We start from the raw sequence: 20,361 nt of genomic DNA, 5'->3' as shown, positions 1-20,361 counted from the left end.
AATGAAAATGGTTGTTTACTGCGAGCAATTGACCTGCACCCAGTCGGATTTGTGGTCTCCTTCCAGCACCAGGTCGATAAGGAAGGGTTCGTCGTCGGCCAGCATCTGCTCGATGGCGGGGGCGATTTCCTCTTCCTTCTCCACCCGCACCGCCTTCACGCCCATCGCCTGAGCGAGCAGATCGAAGCGTGTGGCCGGATACGACAGGTCAAAAGGCAGCGGGTAGTCGTGCTTTTTCATATCCCGCTCCTTCCAATAGACATCGATATTCATTTGCAGGAGCTTGTAGGAGCCATTATTGCAGACCACGAACTTAGCTCCGGCCTTATGCCGCGTAGCCGACCAAAGGGCTTGAATTGTGTACATACTACCCCCGTCGCCGGAAAACCCGATGACTGTTTTGTCCATATTGGCTAGTTTCAGGCCAATGGCCCCCGGAAAGCCCACGCCCAGCGAACCGCCCCTTGTGAAGAAGTACTGACCGGCCTCACGCGGCGGTATATAGCGGGTAATGGCGGGCGAACTCGTGAGAGCTTCATCAAAGATGATGGCATCCGAGGGTAGTTTTTGGGCCAAAACCTCAGCAAACTGCGACATCTGTAAAGGAGATTTGCCCTTTTGCTGCTGGTCTTTGTCAAAATCCGCCGCGAGCTTCTGCTTCTTGGCTTCGCCGAGTTGCTGCGCCCGTTCGGCGGCAGCCTGACGGAAGCCGTCAGTCATAGTCGCTTCAAGTTCGTCGGCCAGGGCTTGCAGCGATAGCTTTGGGTCGGCCACTACGCCCAGATCCACGCGGTGGTTTTTGGCAATTTCGTAGGCGTTCAGGTCGAAGTGAATCACCTTGGCGCCTTCGGCGTAAATCTCTCCTTCTTCGGGAAACACCTCGGGCATCATGTAAGTACCAACTACCAGATTGGCGTCGCCCTTGCTGGTAATGGGCTTACTGAACGAACCAAACATATGGCCCGTGGTACCCTGGTAGAGCGGGTGGGTGTTATCCATGATAACATCGCCAAATTCCACGCCATATACTTCGGCTCCCAACAGTTCGGCCACGCGGGTCATTTCGGGGATGGCGTCGGAGTAGGCTACGCCGTCCCCGATGAACATCATTGGTTTTTCGGCGGCTAGCAGCGCCTGCGCGGTTTCTTTAATCAGGGATTCGTCGGGACGAACCCGGGTGGATGGGATACAGGTCGGAAAGACAGGTTCGTCATTAGGTTCATCCAGAATATTCATGGGCAAGCAGACATACACCGGGCCCATCGGCGGGGTTCCGGCGATTTTGATTGCCTGCCGCAGGGTTCGGAGCAGGGATTTGGACGAAAGCGCCATCGTGGAGAACTTGGTCACGGGTCGCATCATGCCCACCAGGTCGTTGGCCATCTGAGCATCCATATTCATGTACTGCGTGCCCGCGTCAGAACCGATGATGACCAGCGGCGCGTGACCTCGCTTTGCCTGATAGGCCGCCCCCACCGCGTTGCCGATGCCGGGAGCGCTGTGGAGCTGCACCAGCGTAGGTCGCTGCGTGAAGCGGGCGTGGCCGTCGGCCATCATGAGCGCCACGCTTTCCTGCAGGGTCAGGATGTACTTCATGTCGGGGTACTCGGCCACGGCATCCAGGAAGCCTTGCTCCACCGTGCCGGGATTTCCGTACATGTGGTCCATGCCGTCGGCCAGAAACTGTTCGACAATCTTCTGATTTCCGGTTTTACCAGCCATAGCGCGTGAGTCCATTGTCCAACATATTGACAAATTGCTCCCCAAACTCGAATGAGCACTGAAGCGAACGAGCCGTAATGAAGGGGTAGTCAACGATTACGGAAGTCTCCTTCCCAAAATTTCCGTGGTACTGTCCATCGGGGCCGACGGCATCCGAGAGCAGGTATTCCAGCACATAGGGTGGTGGCCCCATGTTCAGATCGGTATGCAGGAAGCCCGTACCATCGTGGTAGTCGTACTCGATGCAGTGCCCCGTAACGTGCTTGCCGCGAAGGATGGATTTGCGCTCGTTGAAATCACGGGCAAAAACAAGCGGAGCCACACCGTAACAGATTCCGGCTACGGGCATTTGCTTGTTATAGAAAGCCAGAATGATGTCGTGCACGCGCTGGTTGTTGACCATGTCGATGATGGGTCCGCTACCGCCCACCAATAGTACCGACGCATACTCGTCGGTCAGTTTTTGCTGCGCCACTTTCAGGTCGGCGTAGTACTTCTCGAATTTCCGCAGGAAGTCAGGCTCTGAAAAATAAGGGCGTTCCGGGATCATCTCTGACATGTTCAGAGGCGATTCCAGGCGATTTTGGGCCTCGAAAGCTTTTACTTTTTCGGCGGCTTCTTCCGTGGTGACGCACATTCCCAGCGGTGGATCCACGTAGGTAGTGTCGTAGCTGGGCGGCAGGGCCTCGGCCTTTTTGCCGTTAGGCGTCATGAATTCGACCGTGTAGCCCGCTGCCTCAAGTTTCTCGAGGGGACCGACCAGTTCGACCCCCCAGTATCCATATTCAGAGAGGATGGCTAGTACTTTTTTTGACATGGAAAAATGAAGTTTTTATAACGTTGAGTAAATGAATTCAGTAAGTGATAATGGTGTGGAGAAGAAAGTTTAACATAACGTTGAGTAAATGCTTTGAAAATCCACAGAAGAAATCAGATGCGTAATGTGCATAGTATGGAATCGCCTGATTGACGCCTCCTGTGTTTTGACGTTTTAAAATTGGCAAAAACAGAATTGCCCTTTGCTTGATTTCTGGGTGAAGCTGACAAATTCGAACCTGAACCTTCCGTAGCCCGTCTCAACTTTTTGCCAGTGCGACGACCGGCGTTACCCGCTCTTCGCCGTCGCAAGCGCGTTCCTGGCACCGGCTGCCAGAAGAAGCACATCAGCTCCCAATGTCAGTAAGCGAAACCCTTGTTCAATTCGTGTTTTGGCCTGGCTGGGGTCACCCACAAAAGCACCGCAGGGGACACCGGCCCGCTGGCAGGCTCGCAGTACTTTTTGCACTTCCAACTCGATCAGCGGGTTCGCCAGGTCGTTGTGCAGGTTCATGCTGCCAGCCAGGTCCAGAGACCCAACCATGACGGCGTCCAGCCCATCTACTTTCAGGATATTATCGATATCCTGCACAGCCCTGATATGCTCGATCATGAAAATCACCGCCACTTCATCGTTGGCCGACTTCACATATCCGCCCAGATCGAGCCCATAGCCCTGAGCACGCGCCAAACCAATCCCCCTTTCGCCAAGGGGCGGATATTTTGAGAACTTTACAGCTTCTTCGGCTTCTGCCCGGCTATTGATTGAGGGAATGATTACACCATCCGGCCCGGTATCCAGAATCCGCTTGATCGTGGTCTGGTCATTGCAGTCGACGCGCACCACAGCCGCGGTACCATTGCCTGCAATGGCCTGTAATTGGGCTTGCACCGTATCGAGGTTCATCGTGGTGTGCTCAGTTTCGATCCAGATCCAGTCAAACCCAAGCCGGGCGATCATTTCTGCAATCTGGGGCGTGCCTAGCGTTAAGGTCAGCCCATACATAATCTCACCCGTATGAAGCCTCTGCCTGAAATTCATGATGTCAGTCTAGTTGATCATGCCGAGATCCAGCATAAGCTGATGGGAGTCGTACCCAAACCACCATAATTCTGCCAGCTTTTCGCCCTCGAAGCGGCATAGTATATTGTATCGGAATTCGATCTGCCTGCCATTGGGCTGCGTTCCGTCCGGAAGGGGGCCTGTGAAGGTTCCATGCAATGACAGGTTCAGGGTGACGTAGTCTCCCTCACCGAACAAATTGTGGATGGTGTGGTATCCATCAGGAAAGGCGATGGCTTCGGTAGCGTGGAAAAATCCGCTCAGCGATTGATTTCCGTGAAGACCGCCGGGGACCATACTGTGATGGCCCACAAAATTTTCTGACAACGAATCGACGTAAGCGAAGAAATCACGGGCGTCGTTGGACTCGACGATCCTGCGCATTACCTGTTTATTGCGCTCGACTGGGCTTATGTCTACGGTTGCTCCTTCCACTGATGCTGTTGTTTAGGAATTCAATACTGGGTAACCAACGGCCCCGTGAAGCCAGTCTTCTGCCTGCTTATGAATGCAGAATCAAATAAAGGCAAGTACCTTAATCCGTACTTTGCAGGCACGGGCGCTCACCGGCCCTGCCCCCGCTGGGAGGGCCGACTAGTCCTTTCCCCAGCGGTTGTCAAGGAGTGACAGCCCCTATTCTGTCAGATATGGAAAAAGAAGTTTATATAACGTTGAGCAAATGAGTTCAGAAAAAGGAGGGGTGGATGAAGCCTGACCTGGCATGGGGCAAATCTGATGACCCACGCAAGTGGATGTATCGACACAAAACAGGCAGCATATGTCGTGTGGAATAGGGCTGCAGTTTGCTGATGCGGCAGGTCGTTTCAAAACTCAAAAATACCTCCGGATAAACGTTCGATTTTCTGAGTGAAACTGACAAATTGGGTTGTGAACCTTTCCGAATCGCATCTCAACTTTCGCGACCATTTCCCTATCACCGGCAAAAGGCTTAACTTTATGCTCGACCAAAAAATGAAAATTTTTCTGGATCACCTATGCTAAGCACAAACGAAGAAGTTATTGAAAGACTAAATCGTCTGATTGAGCGAAACCTGGATGACTCCTCGCTTACCGTAGCCCGAATTCAGCAGGAACTGGGCATCAGCCGTACCCAGCTACACCGGGTAGTTAAGGAAGAAACCGGGCTTTCGACTACGCTTTACGTCCGCAAAGTCAGGCTTTGTCAAGCAAGACGGCTTCTTCTGACAACCCAATACAGAGTGTCAGAAGTTGCGAACGCTACGGGGATCGCCAGTCCCCAGAATTTCAGCAAGTATTTCGTGAAAGAATTCGGCGTCAGCCCCACTGAATTGCGGAGACAGCACGAACAACGAACGCCCCTTCCCGAAGTTGAAGCAGCACCCGCTCTCCGAGCGCCCGAGCCCACTACCATGCCGCCGGCAGATCGACCATTTGCTGTTCCAGGTGGCATGCTTCGTAACAATCGGCTGCTCTCCGGGCTCACTTTGGCGATTGTAGTAGTAGCCAGCTGGGTAGTATGGCAGATTTCTGATTGGGGGAGTCAGGGGGCGGCTCCCAGTATTGCCGAATATGCTGTTACGAGCGGGAATTCGCTGGTACTACTGCCATTCGAAAGTCAGGGAGGGGACGAGGATTTTTCGGAGGGCATTGCCGAGCGGCTCCAAACTTCATTGCTGCTGCTGACCGACCTGAAAGTAATTGCCAAGACCTCTGCCGACCGATACCGCGGTACGGAAAAAGATATTACATCCATTGGCCGCGAACTTGACGTGGACCACGTCCTCAAAGGTCATGTTACCCGCAGGAGCGGCAAGGTAAAGATCGAACTGCAACTGATCAGTGCCGGTGACGAAAGTAAAGTATGGAGCAAGGTCTACGCAGGTGATGAGAAAGACATATTCAGGATGATGAATGCCATCGTTGGAGAGCTCGCTGCTACGCTCGATAAAAAGATTTCCCCTATTCTGGCCCATCAGCTCAACCGTACTCCCACCAGGAACCCAAAATCCTATAACCTTTACCTGCAGGCCCGTGCGATGCTGGTTAGCCGCGAAGAGTCCAAGCTGGCGGGCAGTCTGCGACTGCTCGACCGGGCACTGACGTATGATCCCGGCTTTGCCGATGCTTACGCTCAAAAGGCCACCGCTTACAGCTTGTTGAGCAACATGGGCTATGAGGATAAGAAAAGTACCCTCGATAAAGCGGAGAAAAATGCTTTGAAAGCCATTCGGCTGGATAGCCGCAATGCCACTGCCTACGCCATTCTGGCTAATATTTATCGCGACCAGTATAAGTGGGACCAGTCAAACACTGCTTACCAGATTGCGCTGGAACTGAACCCCAACGATGCCCTGACTATCTACTGGTACAGTCTCCTGTTGCGTGAAATTGGTAAGCCGGCTGAGGCAATGCAGTACAGCGCCAGAGCCGTAGAACTGGACCCGCTCCATCCGGTAATACTGGGCGGTCATATTCGCAACTGTACCTATGCGGGGCGCTCAGAGCTGGCTGCACAGCTTATCGAGGACGGAAAAGTTGTCTTCGGCGACTCCTTTATCTTCTACATGTGCTGGGCCTCCCACTATCTCTTTCAGGAAAAGTACGGACTCGCCCTGACCCAACTCGAAAAGTCGCATGAGTTGAATCCCGGCAGAACACATTTCGAAGCCCAAATCATTTTTTGCCAGGCGCGAATGGACAATACCGCCGCCGCCGGAAACTACCTGACCACACTTGGAAACACACCTGAGGATGACCTCAGCCGCTCTATGGTGTATGCCGGAATGAGCAAGGTGGAAAAATGCCTCTCGTATATGCAGCGGGCGGCAAGCCAAGGGGTCATTTATAAAGACTTGGTATTGCATCCTGCCTTCCGGCTCTTGCATGACGATCCGCGTTTCCAGAAAATACTCAAAGACTACGGTCTGCCTTTACCGCCGTCCGTTGCCATTTGACATTAGCCATCCTGCTGTTTTCTTTTTGCTTCAAATAGCTTCCATGGCAAATGTTTGCCGGTAAAAACTGAGCCGTTCCACTGCTCCTGTTTTACTTCAAATCAGTAGTTACCTTTTGCTGACATTGCTTCAGGGTCAACTGGCTTCGCACGCGCAGGCTTACACAGTGATTCAGGCCCCTCCTGCCGAACGCATCGCCAAACTTTGGCTTTAGACAGTGCCACTCGGAATGATACCATCCGTGCGCCCACTGGTCTTGACAGCAGCCAAAGTCATGGATGATGAATTAGTGTGGTGGTCGGCTGAACTGTTAAAAACCGAGGTACAAAAGCACAATCGATTTGACAAAGTACCCCAGCGAATCGAATTCCTCAAAAGCAGACAACCGTTCTTTCTCCGGCCCCGACTCCTGGTTTTTGCGCTTATCCTATGGAGCATCTGGCAATACTATGATTTCTACCTAAGGAAAATCTCAGCCGGTATCGTTCTCAATGGCTAGAATGCTGTCAACAGGTGCTTCAGATAAAGCGCAGCCCTATCCCTCAATATAAAGCAAAAGGTAGTTTCATGTATCCATTTCACCATAATCAGTACTATTTTTTACCTATATTGGAACAATAGACTAAAGAAAGAACAATAAGATAACGCTTTGGAATTATACACCAACAGTTCAAAACCACGGATATCTATCTTTGATCAAAAACTGTTCAGCCACCAAATCGGTGCATTCGGCCACCAATAAATCAGCCTTATGCAGTATTAATTATTATCTGCCTATTTTTATATAAATATTTGAATCGATGATTGTCCCGGTGACGATCGGCTACGGTAGATTCCTATTCCTAACCCCTCTATAATTATTCAAAAGCGCCCTATGAAAACTTTAAACATACTACTGGTTGCCGTTCCCGGTACGATGCAAACCTCCCTTTTTCAATCCCTGACCCAATCCCATTATCAATTCGAGGTTTCCGAGGTGGCCGACAAACGACAAGCCCTGGTGGCTTGCTCTCAATTCAGGTACGACATTCTCATTGCCAGCCACAATTTACCGGACGGTCAGGCAGAAGATCTGATCAATGTACTCAACGGTTCGATGGCCTGCCTGATCCTGGAACGCGGACATGTTCCGGCGGATTGGATCGAAGCACTTTCGCTGACCCTGGACGATTGGAAGAGCAAAGTTGAAGGAAAAACCAGACAGCATTTCCAGTTCCAGCAATTGCGTCATGCCTCTGCCCTGGAACGTTGCGGGCAGGAATTGAGAGCCGGGGCTACTTTTGATAACGCGCTGAAAGTAATCCTGGATGTCATGGAGATCAGCCGGGTCTACGTACGGGAAACTCCGATCGACCAGGTTGGTCCGCCTGTCATTACCTACGAAATCACGGCTCCCGGTCACCTTCCCCTGCTCGGTTCACGGCGCTCTGCTTACGAGGTGTCCGTTCAGCGTGCCGGCGGTCGAATGTTTCATCTGGGCATCGAAGATGTCACCCACCAAAGGCAGTGGAGCAAATCCGAAACTGATTTTATCCAGGCCATGGCCTATTTGTTAAAAGATAAGTCGAATGGTGCTTTCGGCACGCCCAATCCTATACTGGGGATCCGTCTTTCTGCCTGATTTATGGCCAGAGTACGTTCATCTGAACTAAGGTACGTCTGGGTGTATGGCTTGGTCGTGGGAATCATGGTCAATCTGGCACCGATCGTGCGGTGTTTGTCGGATCCGGTGACTTTCGAATCCGTGGCGGGATATGGCCCCGGAGCACTTGCGTTAAAGGTGATCAACTGCTTTCTCTTCGGAAGATTGTTTTCTCTCATTTCCCTGGGTTCGCTCGGTCCATTTTCAAACTGGTTCCAGCGCCAGGAGATGGCCGTGCAACGGGCCATAGAGTTTGTCCTGTTCGTGGTGCTGACCGAGTTTTTCTTTCAACTTCACCTGTTTCTCCTTGGCCCTTCCCTGCATGAGGGGGTGATGCACTTTTGGTACTTTGCCCAGAATCTGGCCCAACTCGTCGGCGTTTACGGCTTTTGGTATTACGTAAAAGCCGTCCGGGAGTCGAATGAAGCCCTTATCGAAAATGAGCAGTTAAAAAGACTTGAGGTAAAGAATCAGCTTGACGCGCTTAATAGTCAACTCAACCCGCACTTCCTTTTCAATGCCCTCAATATCCTGAATATCTCGATTACGACCGACCCGGACAAGGCGCAGAGCATTGTTCATAATTTATCTGACATTCTGCGCTACAATCTCAAGATTCAGAAACAAAACCTGGTTCGTCTTTCGGAGGAGTTGGCGGTGGCCAGAGCTTTTCTGGAACTTTACAAAGCGCGTTTCGGCGAAAAACTGGTTTTCAATTTTGAGAGAACCAACATCAACAAAGAGTGGTATGTCGTGCCGCTTTCGCTCCAGCTTCTGATCGAGAACGCCATCAAACATAACATCATTACCTCCAACCATATCCTGCACCTGAAAGTTGAGGTGGACGAAGTGGCGGGGCAGTTGGTTATTTCCAACTCCATCAACCGCAAGCCGCACACTGATGGCCTGGGCATCGGGCTGAGTAATCTTAACAAACGCTACGAACTCATTTCGGGCCGCATCACTTCCCTGTCCGACGACTCGGAGCATTTTTCTGTCACCATTCCCCTGATCGAATCCCCATGACCAATATCCTGATAATCGAAGACGAGCAGCCTGCCGGTGAATATTTGCAAAGCTTAATTCAGAAGATCATGCCTGAGGTTCAGGTTTTGGCCATTCTCGAGAGCGTGGAGCAGTCCGTCGCCTGGCTGACGAGCCATCCCGCCCCGGACCTGATTTTCTCTGATGTGCAGCTTGGCGATGGTACTTGCTTCGATATATTTGAACAGACGACCGTCCGCTGCCCGATCATCTTCACGACTGCCCACGACGAGTACGCCATCAATGCCTTCAAGCTGAACAGTATCGATTATTTGTTGAAGCCCATCAAATCCACATCCCTGCACCAGAGCCTCGACAAGTACCAGCAAACGAATGGTGAGAGCCTGAAAAAGAAAATGCAGTCGTTGGAAGATACCATCCGCAGTCAGATGCTGTCAGGCAAGGCTACCCGGCGCAACTTCCTGGTTCCCTACCGCGACAAACTGATTCCGATCAGAGACGAGGAATTCGCCTGGTTCAAAATCGAGAACGGCATCGTGGACGGAATGCTGGCCGATGGCCGAAACTACGCGATCGACAAAACACTGGAAGAATTGGATAAGCTGCTGAACCCCGATGATTTTTTCCGTGCCAACCGCCAGTTTATTGTCGCACGCCACAGTATTCAGGAAATCGAGTTCTATTTCAATGGCCGTCTTCTTATCCGGGTTGAACCCATCTCAAAAAAACCAATTCTTATCAGCAAAGAACGGGTACCCTTGTTTAAAAAGTGGTTTGAAGAAAGCTGAGTGCGGAGTCAGGAGTCTTGAAGAATAAAGGGGTTCATTTTCGAATAGATTTGCGCAAGCACTTCCTTATACACACTAAAACTCACGATCGGCTATTCAGCCAAATCCCTGAGTCGCTTTCATCATTGTATACCAAGTCAACTACGCTCCCCAGGAGCATGACATCAAACCAGTACTATCAAAATGTCACAAAATCTGCCCGGAATAAAACTCTTCGACCTTAGCGGTAAATCTGCCATCATCACAGGCGGCTCCAAGGGCCTCGGCCTGGCAATGGCAGCCGGCCTGGCTTCCGCCGGAGCCAGCGTCATGCTGGTCAACCGCAACGCCGAAGAAGGAAAGCAAGCTGCCCGACAACTCGCTGACGAATACGGCACTCAAGCTACCTCCTTTGCCGCCGACGTGACCGACGCCGCACAAACGGAAGCCATGGCCAGGGCTGCCTTTGATACTTTTGGCCGCATCGACATCCTCATCAACAGCGCGGGCATTAATATCCGCGGCGCCATTGACGAAGTGTCGCCCGAGGATTTCCAGAAAGTAATGGACGTGAATGTGACAGGTACCTGGCTGTGCTGCCGTGCCGTGACGCCTTACATGAAAAAGGCCAAAAGTGGCAAAATCATCAACCTCGCCAGTACCCTTGGCATCGTGGGCCTCGCCAATCGCACGCCCTACACGGCCAGCAAGGGCGCAGTCGTGAACATGACCCGCGCCCTGGCCCTCGAACTGGCTCCCTTCGCCATCAATGTGAATGCCGTTTGCCCGGGCCCTTTTCTGACCGAAATGAACATTCCCATTGCCGACAGCGCCGAAGCCAAAAACTTCATTGTCGGCGCCACTGCCCTCGAACGCTGGGGCGAACTGGCCGAAATTCAGGGCGTGGGGCTTTTCCTGGCCAGCGACGCGGCAAACTACGTGGTGGGGTCGGTCATTACCGTGGATGGCGGATGGACGGCACGATAATTTAGGCTCGGCCTTTACACTATCCTATAAGAGCAATACATGGCAAACTACCTGAGAATCGACGGCGAAGCCGAAATCTACAACCTGGCCTACATCCGCAAAATGTGGAAAGCCGATGAACCCACCGAAGACACCGAAGACGGCCTGCCCGTGATTTACATGGAGCTGGACACGGACAAAAAGCTCCACATCAAGTTCGAGACTAAGAGTCAGCGTGACGAGACATTTTTCGATCTGCTTAACAAAATGGATATTTTCGATATCGTCACAAAGGCGCTTTAAAAGACAGAAGCACTCTCGCTGCTTCGTATTATTCCAACAAGAAAGCCCCGACTACCTGGTCGGGGCTTTCTTGTTGGGGAAGTGCTTTCCATCAACGTCAAACGGTACACAAAGCGGGCGTGCCCAAGTACTATTCATGCTTCTGAGTAAGGTTTTTACCAACCTGTCGGCCGCCGTTAGAGCAAAAGCAAACTAATATGTAACAATATAAATATTACGTTATATCATTTTTATACATCAATGTGGGTTTGCTACTTTCCTGGTCGATTATTGATCGTAAAAAGATACGATAACTACGCCCTTTATTGTACTATATCAATAATAATCCTCTTGGATATCAAGAACTTTAAGCAAAACCCGAAAATTTTATATGATTTTCTAACCATTTGATAAGTAGCTGCGTTCCTTTGTGGAGAATTCAGAAATCTACCTAAAAACAAGATCGGATTGAATTTTGCATTCATATAACTAAAATAAGAACACTACTCCGATCCTAAGGTACATGGAAAGTTGATGGCTACAACTACTCTTACCAGCCAGTGTAAAATCAATTTTGTACTTTCCCAATAATTAAGCTTCACCTTTCCTGCCACTCACGTGGCTTCTGTTCTTCTGAATTTTCTCCGGTTTATTTCAAACTCAAATTCAAGGAAATCATGACACTTACCCAAGTATATAGAAAAAAAACATCGTTGTCAGAAATTCGGTCGTCCATCCGAGCATCACTGATAGCCAAAATCAACGCCAATCAGGAAGTTTTTGCCTCCCTGACCCGGACGGGCGACCAGTACGGCGGCAATGTATTCGCCAACCGGAATTACCAAACCGGAAGTCAGTTCCTTACGCGCGAACCGGCCCCGCTCATTCCGTTCCGGGAGGAAGTAGAAGAGCCTGATAAACTGTACTACAAGAATCGCTACTCTGTACTTTATCTTCTCAAAGATCAGTATCAGCATATAGGTTGTTCGACCCGTGAGGAGGCGCAGGCTACGATCAAAACCTTATTCAACGATCAGGATCGTTTCGTGGTGGGAGTCTACGACGACCGCACTGAGCTTTTTGAATGGGATGCTGCCCTGCGGGACGAGTACGAGAAAGCCAGCATGAAAGATCAGGGACGTAGTGGCGAGCAGATCATCAGGATCGCTCAGGCACTGCGCCGACGGGATTCGTCCTGGGACTCCGCCGATTTTAACCGCCCAAGCTTTTTTGCATAGGTGGCGGGTCAACCAACTGGCTGGTAAACTTGAAATTCCCTCTCACTCGCTTTGTAGTGGGAGGGAATTTTATATTAGAAATCGCCTGGCAATGTTTTTGTACCGTTTTTGTTTAAAAGCAAAACCATGAGCAGAGGATTTGTCAAAGAAGGCGATCAGGAAGAAATTCCTGTAATCCCGCCGCGCTCGGCCTTGCCGCCGGGCGTCACCAACTACGTGACCTCTCACGGTTTGGAGGAGCTGCTAGCGGAGCAGATGGCCCTGCAGGCAGAGAAAGATAATCTTGCACTTGAAAACGAAACTGAACAGCGCATCGCCACTACCGTCCTTAACGGCAAGATGCTACAACTACAGGAGCGTATCAACTCGGCAGTGCTGCTCACCCCGGACGATACCGAGCGCAATGCGGTGCGTTTCGGGGCTACCGTGACGCTAAGAGTAGCTGGCAAGACCCAGCAATTCCAGATCGTAGGCGTGGACGAGGCCGATATTCAAAAAAAGAAAATCGCTTTTGTGGCACCGATCGCTGTGGCTGTAACGGGCAAGAAAGTAGGAGAAGTGGCGGAGCTACGGTTGGGTAGGGAGGTGCGGGAACTGGAGGTCGTGGACATTACGTGGTAAGCGAACCGCAAGGAAAAATCCCTGCTTATTGTCGTGCCATCAATTTCTCCTTTTGTTACACACCTGACATCCGGGTAGTTAGTTAGGGCTGCCTTCCACTTTCGGCACAAAGCCTCTAAATCCTGCGCAAATCTGAAACTTTTGCGCGTATTACCTTACGCTCAATGACTTGGGAAGTCACTATAGAGATCTTCCCCGACTTCGTCTGCTACCAGCGAGGTAGTCCGCATAGCTATGAGCATGCAGTCGATAGCCTCTTTTTATTGACAGGCATCGTCAGATTATTGTAGGTATAGTTCCTTACTGAATATTTTTATCAATTTTATCCCAATGCTGGCATATTTTTTATAAAAAAAATTATATGGAATTTCCCATTGGGACATATAGAGAAATCGACCGTCAGACGGGTGCAAAGTTTTCCGATTGCCGGAAATACCGCTATGCATTGTGGCGGATTTGGGATGACGCCAAATCCAAAGTAATGTTCGTTGGGCTCAATCCTTCCACCGCTGACGAGTACCGGGATGATGCTACAATCCGGCGTGTCAAGGCATTTGCGCGCCGTTGGGGTTATGGTGGAATATACATACTGAATTGCTTTCCTTGCATAACCACAAATCCGAATGAATTGGATGATTTTGGTAGTCTGAGCGAGAACGATGGGTGGCTTCTCCATTTTGCCGCCCTGAGTAAAGAAATTATTTTCGCGTGGGGAGAATTCCCGCTTGTCCGCCAAATGGGCCGCGATCAAGAACTGAGCAAACTGATTCCCAACGCCAAAGTACTCCTCACCAATCAAGACGGTTCTCCCCGCCATCCTTTATTTGTTCCCTGCAACATAGTTCCCTCTGCCTGGACATGTCAATGAGCGTCTGACCGTGGCTGGCGTGGCGAATCACTACTCCACTACCTCCACCCTCCTCGGCGGAGCCGGAGGCAGTCTAATCACTGCCGGAAAAGTACCTGAACTGACATCCAAGGCCAAACGCCCGTACTCAGGGTGAGCCACGACAAGATGCAGTGGCTGGCCAACCAGACTATCGGGAAGAAGTATTGAAAAACTACCCAGAGAATCCGTATGAATCGAGTAGTTGGCAACAGGTAGTTTGACGAAAGCGCCGGCAACCGGCTGCTTCGATTTAGCAGCGATCACCTGGCTTTTGACTCGAAATTGTCGGGCGTAGGCAGTATCATGCTTCACTTCCTTTTCAAAAACCTGCTGTTCGGTAGGAGGTTTGATGAGCGGGCGCTGAATGAGTTCCTGCGCGCAAACCGGTAAGGCAGAAAAAATAAAAAATACTACGAGAACGAATTGAGCTTGTTTCATGGTGGCTGGGGGATAGGATGGATAATTCAGAAGGTAAGTAACTAACTTTCCGGAAAATATACTAGTGAAAATCTTTACTTGCAGGCATAAAAAACAGGGCTTCGGATATTCCGAAGCCCTGTTACTATTCTGATCACACCGCCAGTCAAACGCGGCGGATTGTTCTATTACCGGTTCGATGATCCTCCCATCCGCGCGGGGGAGTTGGATGTTTTGGGCGCGTTAGCGTCGGCATTTTTCACATACTTATCCATCCAGCCGTTCATCTCATACAACATGTGCAAGATGGATTCCTGCGCGGCGTAGCCGTGGCTTTCGTAGGGCAGGAACACCAGCTTGGCCGTGGCGCCCATTCCTTTCAGGGCATTGAAGTACCGCTCCGACTGGATCGGGTAAGTACCCGTGTTGTTGTCAGCCTCGCCGTGGACGAGCAGCAGCGGCGTTTTCATCTTGTCGGCATTCATGAATGGCGACATCGTATTATACACCTCCGGCGACTGCCAGTAAGTACGCTGCTCATTCTGAAAGCCAAAAGGAGTCAATGTGCGGTTGTAGGCTCCCGAGCGGGCAATGCCCGCTTTGAATAGATTGCTGTGAGAAAGCAGGTTGGCCGTCATAAAGGCTCCGTACGAGTGGCCGCCCACCCCTACCCGGCTGGCATCCACCACACCCAGGCGAACCCCCTCGTCGATGGCAGCTTTGGCACTGGCCACGAGTTGCTCCACGTAGGTATCGTTCGGTTCTTCCTTGCCCTCACCGATGATGGGGATAGAAGCATTTTCCAGCACCGCGTAGCCCATCACGGCAAAGGCAGCGCCTGTCCAGTAACTGATGCGGTTAAATGTATAAGGTGAACCATTGACTTGGCCGGCCAAATCCGCACTCTTGAATTCGGCGGGATAAGCCCACAGGAAGGTGGGTAGTGGCCCGTCGGACTTTTTGTATCCGGGTGGCAGCAGTAAGGTGGCCGTCAGGTCCACGCCGTCGGGACGCTTGTAGCGGAGTTGCTCTTTCTGGATGTCCTTGAACTGCGGGTAAGGATGCGGGAAAAACGTGATTTGCGTCAGCGCATCGCCAGCGGGTTTCTTGCCTTTTTTAGGTGCGGGATTCAAATCGCGGATGAAGTAGTTGGGCGGCATTTCCTGCGACTCGCGGCTCGTCAGCCATATGCCTTTGCCGGCATCCAGGATGCTGATAGGACGCTCGAAGAAAGGCGCTTCCGAACGCCACAAACGCTTGGTTTGTTTGGTAGTAAGGCTCAAAAGATCCACGAAGGGACGGTCGCCTTCGGGTGAGGCGCCCTGGCCCGTCAGATAGATTTCCTTGGCGGGAGTCATGAACATGACGTACTGGCCATAGGCATTTTTGGTCATTTCGGGCGTACCGGGATTGCCGTAGCGGTCTTCCGAAGACCGATCGAACAGCACCGTAGGATTGGCCGGGTTCGACGGGTTGACCAGCTTGGTAATCGTTTTGCGGGTTTCGTTCCAGCGCTCCGAGAAAAGGGCTGTTTGGGCATCGCCCCAGGTTACGCCGCCAAAGCGGAAAGCGGCTTTATACAGTTCTTTGGGCGTGCTGGAAAAAGGGGCTTCCAGGCTGTACACGATATCGCGGATATCCGCTTTTTTCTTGGGATCGCCGCCGTCTTTGGCTTCTACCCAATAAATTGTGGCGGGAGCATCATCGCGCCAGTCATGGTTGCGCTGGCCACTGGCCACGGCATCACGTCCCCAGGGCATGTTTTCCAGCAAAGGACTGTCGTTAAGGGTTTTTACCAATTTCCCATCGATCGAATACACGTCCGTCTGCTGCGGGAAGCGATACACGGGCACCAGATACGAGAACGGACGGTGAATGGTTTCGAGCAACACGTACTTTCCATCGGGCGAGGGCGACGCTGTGGCCACCATGCCCATCGGGCCGATTGGCGTGGCAGTGCCATCGAGGCTCAGCTTCATGGCTTGCGAAGTCGTGAAGTACTCGAAGCGCTTTTCGTCGTTAGGGTTTTTGAGCAAATCCTGATAAGTGGCCGCCATTGCTTTCTCCCCGAGGTTCTCCTGCACCGTCGGCCCGTCGGGCACCCGGCTGATGGCGGGCGCTTCGCCACGGGCGGCAGGGATGGCGCGGACGATGAACGACCGGCTGTCGCTCACCCAGCGGAAGGGAGTCCCCAGCACCGCGCTCAGGGCAAGGTCGCTTACTTTACGGGCGGTGGCCGTAGCCACGTCCAGTACGTACAGTTCCAGTTTGGTATCGGTGGTGTTGGTAAAAGCTATTTTACTATCGTCGGGCGACCACTGGATGTAGGACAATTTGACCTCACTCGGCAAGCCTTTGATGGCCACGTCGTCGGCCCCACCCTTCACCCGGCGCAGCGTAAGGCCGTTGATGTAGGTGGCTCGGCTAGGTCCGTTGGTAGCGGGATTGAGGCGCAGTCCGGCCAGGCGGAACTCCGGTTCGGAAAGTTCGGCAATGGTCGTGGTGGCCGTATTGCGCTGCATGAGCAGCATCCACTCGCCCTTGCCGTCTACGCTGACAGTGGGCGTGGGTTTGGCGGTAACGAGCTCGGCCAGGGCCTGGGGCGGGGTTTGGTAGCCGTTGTCCTGGGCAAAGGCGCTCAGACTACCCAGAAAGAGCAGAAGGAAAAGCTTTTTCATAATAGATTATTTTGGAGATTCCGTTAATGAGTTGGTGAACTTCGGTTGCGCGGCGAAAGTACGGAATTTGGTATTACAAAAAACCATTTAGTATAGAACTAATTGCTCAAACAACTTTGTCAAAGTTTCTCCCGCATTTTGGCAAAGGCCGGGATGTACTTCGGAGGCTTGGATGATGGTACTTCGCCGGGCGGTGAGCCAGCGGAAACGGGAAGCGAAATCGAGCGCAGCGATGGGACTTTTGGATGCGTCGCCCGCACAGATATTCTCGAACGATTGCAGGTGTTGCCCGACCTCTGATTTTTCTATTCCGGGAAACAGGGCGCTTAGTCGCTGCTCGTCCACGGCGATTTTAGCCGCCAGAAATTTCTGGTTCTTACAAAACAAAACTACCCCCACATTCATAAATTCCCCCCGTTCCACGCGTGGCACGACCCGGATAGTGGCATACTCAAATAAGTCCATGTCGGGCGGTTTGGGCTTCGTGGACAAAAATTTCGGAATTCGAGATCCGGCGGTTGAGAAACTGTGCATAGACCTCCCGCATCGCGCTGGCATCGGCTTCTTCCTGTTCCTGATTGAGCCAATCATCAGGGATAGCGGCGACGATCGCGCTGATAACCTCAGCGGTCAGCAGAGTACGCATTTCGGCGTCCACCTCGGCCAGATGTGCGGCCTGCGGAAGAAGCACGTGATCTTTGATCTGGACAAAGGGCTTCGCGACGTACTCTTGCCAATTCTGCCAGGCGTGATGAAAGTAAAGGGCGGCCCCATGATCGATGAGCCATAGTTCTTTGTGCCAGATTAGCATATTGGTGTTCCGGGCGGTGCGGTCCACATTGAGCAGCAGGGCATCGAGCCACACGATGCGTGAAGCCAGCTGTGCGTCAACCATGGTTACGGCCGGATCAAAAGTAATGGCCCCAGACAGGTAATGCAGGCCCAGATTCAGGCCGACACTCGCTTTGAGCAGGTCCTGGATTTCCTCGTCGGGTTCGCTGCGGCCGAAAGCGGCATCGAGTTCCGCAAAAACCAGTTCGGGCATTTTGAGGCCAACCGTACGCGCCAGTTCGCCACCGATAATTTCGGCGATGAGTGCTTTGCGGCCTTGTCCTGCGCCCCGAAATTTAAGGACGTACAGGAAACCATCGTCGGCCTCGGCGATGGCAGGAAGTGAGCCGCCCTCGCGCAGCGGCGTCACGTAGCGGGTCACGCGGACCGTGCGGAGGTCGGGAGAAATAGAGGTCATATGGACTGTTTTTCCTTCTTGTTCAGCAAAGGTTGCCTTACCAAACCACAAAGTATAAATTTTCTTCACAAGTCTTTTCCCAAACAAGTCCGACGATTCTGAAATCCAGCGCTATGAAAGCCTTACAACGACAAATCCTCTTCCTTTTCCTCCTCACCTCCTCTACCCTCCACGCCCAGACTTTCAAAAATCCGCTGTTGCCCGCCGGAGCCGACCCGTGGTCAATCTACCACGATGGGTACTACTACTACATGCACACGACGGGAAAAGACCTGAACATCTGGAAAACAAAAGACCTCGCAAAACTACCCGAGGCTAATAAGGTGACGGTCTGGACGCCGCCCGCTACGGGTCCCTATTCCAAGGAAATCTGGGCCCCCGAGTTGCATTTTTTGAGTGGCAAGTGGTACATCTACTTCGCCGCCGACGACGGACAAAATCGCAACCACCGCATGTACGTCCTGGAAAACCCATCATCCGACCCCACGACAGGTACCTGGACGATGAAGGGTAAACTCGAAACCCCGCAGGACAAATGGGCCATCGATGGCTCGGTGTTCGAGCACAAAGGTCAGATGTACTTTACCTGGTCGGGTTGGGAAGGGGACGAGAACGGGCGGCAGGATATTTATTTGTGCAAGATGAGTAATCCCTGGACCTGCGTCGGCAACCGCGTCCGCATTTCCGACCCGCGCTACGCCTGGGAGCAGCATGGTTTGTTGACTCGTCCCGGCCCCGACGATAAGCCGATTGTGTTGGTCAACGAAGGGCCGCAGTACCTCGCCAGCCCCAACGGGCGGGTGAATATTATCTTCTCGGCCAGCGGCTGCTGGACCGATTTTTACGCCTTAGGTATGGTATACGCCGAACCCAATGCCGATTTGATGAATCCAAAATCATGGAAGAAACATCCGACACCCGTTTTCTGGGCCAAGGATGTGAAAGGTACTTACGCGGCGGGCCACAACAGCTTTTTCAAATCGCCCGATGGCAAGCAGAACTGGATCCTCTACCATGCCAACGCCGAGCCGGGCCAGGGCTGCGGCGGCAAGCGCGCCCCTCGGATGCAGCCTTTCACTTTCGATGCCGAGGGTGACCCCGTATTTGGCGACCCGCTTCCGCTGGGCGTAGAGATGAATGTACCGAGGTAAAAAACTGGCTAAGGCATACTTAAATGATTGAACGCTGATGGCGTTTAGCGCAGCTTGGATCAGGCACTAAAAAGACGATATTTGCGGAGAAGTACTTGAATTTAGTCTTGTTACTTAAATGGTTGCTATCAAAATCTACCATGATAAAATTTCTCTTACCAACTACCTGTTTACTCATGGTTTGCCTTCTAGGGCAAGAACCTTCGTATGGGCAACGAATCCCCAGTGTTCAATACCGTGACACCAGGCCGATCCGCGAACTTACAGACAACCATCGAACTGTTGCGATTCTACCACCAGACCCTATGTTTTGGAGTGAATCCAAAAGTGGTTCAGAAGACGAGAGGCAACGAGTATCATCTGCCCAATCGATTGTTTTCCAACGGGAAATATACGATCAACTTACCAAAGCCAGCCTTGGTAAAATGAAATACCAGCCCACAGATTTGACAAACAAAATATTGTCTGAAAACAACATCGACTTAGCTACTGTATCACTTTATGAGCCTGCTGATCTGGGCAGATTACTTGGTGTCGATGCTGTGTTAATTGTGCGAGGAAGTGAGCTATTTACGAGATCGAAAGGACCGGCTGTGGCTGCTTCGTTGGGTCAGGCGGCAATGGCTGCGGTTGGCCCCATAGGCAACCCCTACGGTAGTATCACGGAAGCTATAAGAACACATACCGAACTTTGGGACTCTAATGCTGCTGAAAAAGTATGGAATTTCGATACGCAACAATACAGGGCGGCTTTATCTCCGAATGCCCCCAAACGGCAGTGGATGCGACGTTTAGCAAAGGGGATTCCTTATTCCTACTAAGGTGTTCCCACGACTTGGGAACAAGAATAAGCTTTGAGTCAAACGTTTTCAGCTTTTGGAAGGCTGAAAGCGATGAGTAACGATTAATCCTGAATTTA

At 51.8% G+C, this 20,361-nt stretch carries 20 protein-coding genes; 12 read left to right on the top strand and 8 right to left on the bottom strand.

What is annotated here, in order from left to right; translation table 11 throughout:
• Nucleotides 1-15: 15 nt before the first annotated feature.
• From IE117_RS04470 to IE117_RS04455, 4 genes are all read right to left on the bottom strand, one after another.
• Nucleotides 16-1,737 carry a thiamine pyrophosphate-binding protein gene (locus tag IE117_RS04470; RefSeq protein WP_229580327.1) on the bottom strand — a complete coding sequence of 574 codons (1,722 nt, stop codon included), beginning with the start codon at nt 1,735-1,737 and terminating at the stop codon, nt 16-18.
• Complete coding sequence (locus IE117_RS04465; RefSeq protein WP_189563117.1) at nt 1,712-2,539, bottom strand: type 1 glutamine amidotransferase domain-containing protein; 828 nt, start codon at nt 2,537-2,539, stop codon at nt 1,712-1,714. Before IE117_RS04465 ends, IE117_RS04470 begins: the two co-directional genes overlap by 26 nt.
• Before the next feature lie 288 nt (nt 2,540-2,827).
• On the bottom strand, nt 2,828-3,580 hold the full coding sequence (locus IE117_RS04460; protein ID WP_189563116.1) for an HpcH/HpaI aldolase family protein: 753 nt from the start codon (nt 3,578-3,580) through the stop codon (nt 2,828-2,830).
• A gap of 9 nt (nt 3,581-3,589) precedes the next feature.
• Entirely contained in the window at nt 3,590-3,985 is a 396-nt protein-coding gene (locus IE117_RS04455; RefSeq protein WP_229580325.1) for an ester cyclase, read from the bottom strand.
• Between the two features lie 611 nt (nt 3,986-4,596).
• Here IE117_RS04455 and IE117_RS04450 point away from each other — a divergent pair.
• The 10 genes from IE117_RS04450 to IE117_RS04405 all read left to right on the top strand — a co-directional run bounded on the left by IE117_RS04450 (nt 4,597) and on the right by IE117_RS04405 (nt 13,926).
• A complete protein-coding gene (locus IE117_RS04450; protein ID WP_189563114.1) occupies nt 4,597-6,537 on the top strand; it encodes a helix-turn-helix domain-containing protein in 1,941 nt (646 codons plus the stop codon).
• 229 nt (nt 6,538-6,766) lie between these two features.
• Nucleotides 6,767-7,036 carry a hypothetical protein gene (locus tag IE117_RS04445; protein WP_229580323.1) on the top strand — a complete coding sequence of 90 codons (270 nt, stop codon included), beginning with the start codon at nt 6,767-6,769 and terminating at the stop codon, nt 7,034-7,036.
• Nucleotides 7,037-7,411: 375 nt separating this feature from the next.
• The gene (locus IE117_RS04440; RefSeq protein WP_189563112.1) at nt 7,412-8,158 is read left to right on the top strand and encodes a hypothetical protein; all 747 of its coding nucleotides are present in this window, start codon (nt 7,412-7,414) and stop codon (nt 8,156-8,158) included.
• A 3-nt stretch (nt 8,159-8,161) separates the two neighbouring features.
• Nucleotides 8,162-9,205 carry a sensor histidine kinase gene (locus IE117_RS04435; RefSeq protein ID WP_189563111.1) on the top strand — a complete coding sequence of 348 codons (1,044 nt, stop codon included), beginning with the start codon at nt 8,162-8,164 and terminating at the stop codon, nt 9,203-9,205.
• Nucleotides 9,202-9,972, top strand: coding sequence for a LytR/AlgR family response regulator transcription factor (locus IE117_RS04430; RefSeq protein WP_189563110.1), 771 nt, complete (start codon nt 9,202-9,204; stop codon nt 9,970-9,972). Before IE117_RS04435 ends, IE117_RS04430 begins: the two co-directional genes overlap by 4 nt.
• A gap of 183 nt (nt 9,973-10,155) precedes the next feature.
• Entirely contained in the window at nt 10,156-10,938 is a 783-nt protein-coding gene (locus tag IE117_RS04425; protein ID WP_189563109.1) for an SDR family NAD(P)-dependent oxidoreductase, read from the top strand.
• A gap of 39 nt (nt 10,939-10,977) precedes the next feature.
• A complete protein-coding gene (locus tag IE117_RS04420) occupies nt 10,978-11,220 on the top strand; it encodes a hypothetical protein (RefSeq protein ID WP_189563108.1) in 243 nt (80 codons plus the stop codon).
• Between the two features lie 656 nt (nt 11,221-11,876).
• Nucleotides 11,877-12,437, top strand: coding sequence for a hypothetical protein (locus tag IE117_RS26210; protein ID WP_229580321.1), 561 nt, complete (start codon nt 11,877-11,879; stop codon nt 12,435-12,437).
• Nucleotides 12,438-12,563: 126 nt separating this feature from the next.
• Nucleotides 12,564-13,058: a GreA/GreB family elongation factor gene (locus IE117_RS04410; RefSeq protein ID WP_189563107.1), complete on the top strand. Its 495-nt coding sequence runs from the start codon at nt 12,564-12,566 to the stop codon at nt 13,056-13,058.
• Nucleotides 13,059-13,419: 361 nt separating this feature from the next.
• Nucleotides 13,420-13,926 carry a DUF1643 domain-containing protein gene (locus tag IE117_RS04405; RefSeq protein ID WP_189563106.1) on the top strand — a complete coding sequence of 169 codons (507 nt, stop codon included), beginning with the start codon at nt 13,420-13,422 and terminating at the stop codon, nt 13,924-13,926.
• Between the two features lie 30 nt (nt 13,927-13,956).
• Here the strand turns inward: IE117_RS04405 and IE117_RS04400 are convergent, their stop codons facing one another.
• The 4 genes from IE117_RS04400 to IE117_RS04385 form a co-directional block, all read right to left on the bottom strand.
• Entirely contained in the window at nt 13,957-14,385 is a 429-nt protein-coding gene (locus tag IE117_RS04400; protein ID WP_189563105.1) for a hypothetical protein, read from the bottom strand.
• Nucleotides 14,386-14,552: 167 nt separating this feature from the next.
• Nucleotides 14,553-17,042: an alpha/beta hydrolase family protein gene (locus IE117_RS04395; protein ID WP_189563104.1), complete on the bottom strand. Its 2,490-nt coding sequence runs from the start codon at nt 17,040-17,042 to the stop codon at nt 14,553-14,555.
• 87 nt (nt 17,043-17,129) lie between these two features.
• On the bottom strand, nt 17,130-17,507 hold the full coding sequence (locus IE117_RS04390; protein ID WP_189563103.1) for a DUF3037 domain-containing protein: 378 nt from the start codon (nt 17,505-17,507) through the stop codon (nt 17,130-17,132).
• The gene (locus tag IE117_RS04385; RefSeq protein ID WP_189563102.1) at nt 17,494-18,291 is read right to left on the bottom strand and encodes a HipA family kinase; all 798 of its coding nucleotides are present in this window, start codon (nt 18,289-18,291) and stop codon (nt 17,494-17,496) included. Before IE117_RS04385 ends, IE117_RS04390 begins: the two co-directional genes overlap by 14 nt.
• 113 nt (nt 18,292-18,404) lie before the next feature.
• Between IE117_RS04385 and IE117_RS04380 the strand changes: the two genes are divergently transcribed.
• Nucleotides 18,405-19,442, top strand: coding sequence for a glycoside hydrolase family 43 protein (locus tag IE117_RS04380; protein ID WP_189563101.1), 1,038 nt, complete (start codon nt 18,405-18,407; stop codon nt 19,440-19,442).
• Between the two features lie 305 nt (nt 19,443-19,747).
• Nucleotides 19,748-20,263, top strand: a complete 516-nt coding sequence (locus tag IE117_RS04375) for a hypothetical protein (RefSeq protein WP_189563100.1) — start codon at nt 19,748-19,750, stop codon at nt 20,261-20,263.
• Nucleotides 20,264-20,361 lie beyond the last annotated feature (98 nt).

It is taken from the genome of Persicitalea jodogahamensis, from assembly GCF_014651615.1.
In the GTDB taxonomy this organism is placed as follows: Bacteria; Bacteroidota; Bacteroidia; order Cytophagales; family Spirosomataceae; genus Persicitalea; species Persicitalea jodogahamensis.
This window is presented reverse-complemented; position numbering and strand designations above follow the sequence as displayed.

Coding starts and splice junctions, on each gene's coding strand:
- IE117_RS04470 (WP_229580327.1), bottom strand. CDS start 1,737: ATGGACTCACGCGCTATGGCTGGTAAAACCGGAAATCAGAAGATTGTC.
- IE117_RS04465 (WP_189563117.1), bottom strand. CDS start 2,539: ATGTCAAAAAAAGTACTAGCCATCCTCTCTGAATATGGATACTGGGGG.
- IE117_RS04460 (WP_189563116.1), bottom strand. CDS start 3,580: ATGAATTTCAGGCAGAGGCTTCATACGGGTGAGATTATGTATGGGCTG.
- IE117_RS04455 (WP_229580325.1), bottom strand. CDS start 3,985: ATGCGCAGGATCGTCGAGTCCAACGACGCCCGTGATTTCTTCGCTTAC.
- IE117_RS04450 (WP_189563114.1), top strand. CDS start 4,597: ATGCTAAGCACAAACGAAGAAGTTATTGAAAGACTAAATCGTCTGATT.
- IE117_RS04445 (WP_229580323.1), top strand. CDS start 6,767: ATGATACCATCCGTGCGCCCACTGGTCTTGACAGCAGCCAAAGTCATG.
- IE117_RS04440 (WP_189563112.1), top strand. CDS start 7,412: ATGAAAACTTTAAACATACTACTGGTTGCCGTTCCCGGTACGATGCAA.
- IE117_RS04435 (WP_189563111.1), top strand. CDS start 8,162: ATGGCCAGAGTACGTTCATCTGAACTAAGGTACGTCTGGGTGTATGGC.
- IE117_RS04430 (WP_189563110.1), top strand. CDS start 9,202: ATGACCAATATCCTGATAATCGAAGACGAGCAGCCTGCCGGTGAATAT.
- IE117_RS04425 (WP_189563109.1), top strand. CDS start 10,156: ATGTCACAAAATCTGCCCGGAATAAAACTCTTCGACCTTAGCGGTAAA.
- IE117_RS04420 (WP_189563108.1), top strand. CDS start 10,978: ATGGCAAACTACCTGAGAATCGACGGCGAAGCCGAAATCTACAACCTG.
- IE117_RS26210 (WP_229580321.1), top strand. CDS start 11,877: ATGACACTTACCCAAGTATATAGAAAAAAAACATCGTTGTCAGAAATT.
- IE117_RS04410 (WP_189563107.1), top strand. CDS start 12,564: ATGAGCAGAGGATTTGTCAAAGAAGGCGATCAGGAAGAAATTCCTGTA.
- IE117_RS04405 (WP_189563106.1), top strand. CDS start 13,420: ATGGAATTTCCCATTGGGACATATAGAGAAATCGACCGTCAGACGGGT.
- IE117_RS04400 (WP_189563105.1), bottom strand. CDS start 14,385: ATGAAACAAGCTCAATTCGTTCTCGTAGTATTTTTTATTTTTTCTGCC.
- IE117_RS04395 (WP_189563104.1), bottom strand. CDS start 17,042: ATGAAAAAGCTTTTCCTTCTGCTCTTTCTGGGTAGTCTGAGCGCCTTT.
- IE117_RS04390 (WP_189563103.1), bottom strand. CDS start 17,507: ATGGACTTATTTGAGTATGCCACTATCCGGGTCGTGCCACGCGTGGAA.
- IE117_RS04385 (WP_189563102.1), bottom strand. CDS start 18,291: ATGACCTCTATTTCTCCCGACCTCCGCACGGTCCGCGTGACCCGCTAC.
- IE117_RS04380 (WP_189563101.1), top strand. CDS start 18,405: ATGAAAGCCTTACAACGACAAATCCTCTTCCTTTTCCTCCTCACCTCC.
- IE117_RS04375 (WP_189563100.1), top strand. CDS start 19,748: ATGTTTTGGAGTGAATCCAAAAGTGGTTCAGAAGACGAGAGGCAACGA.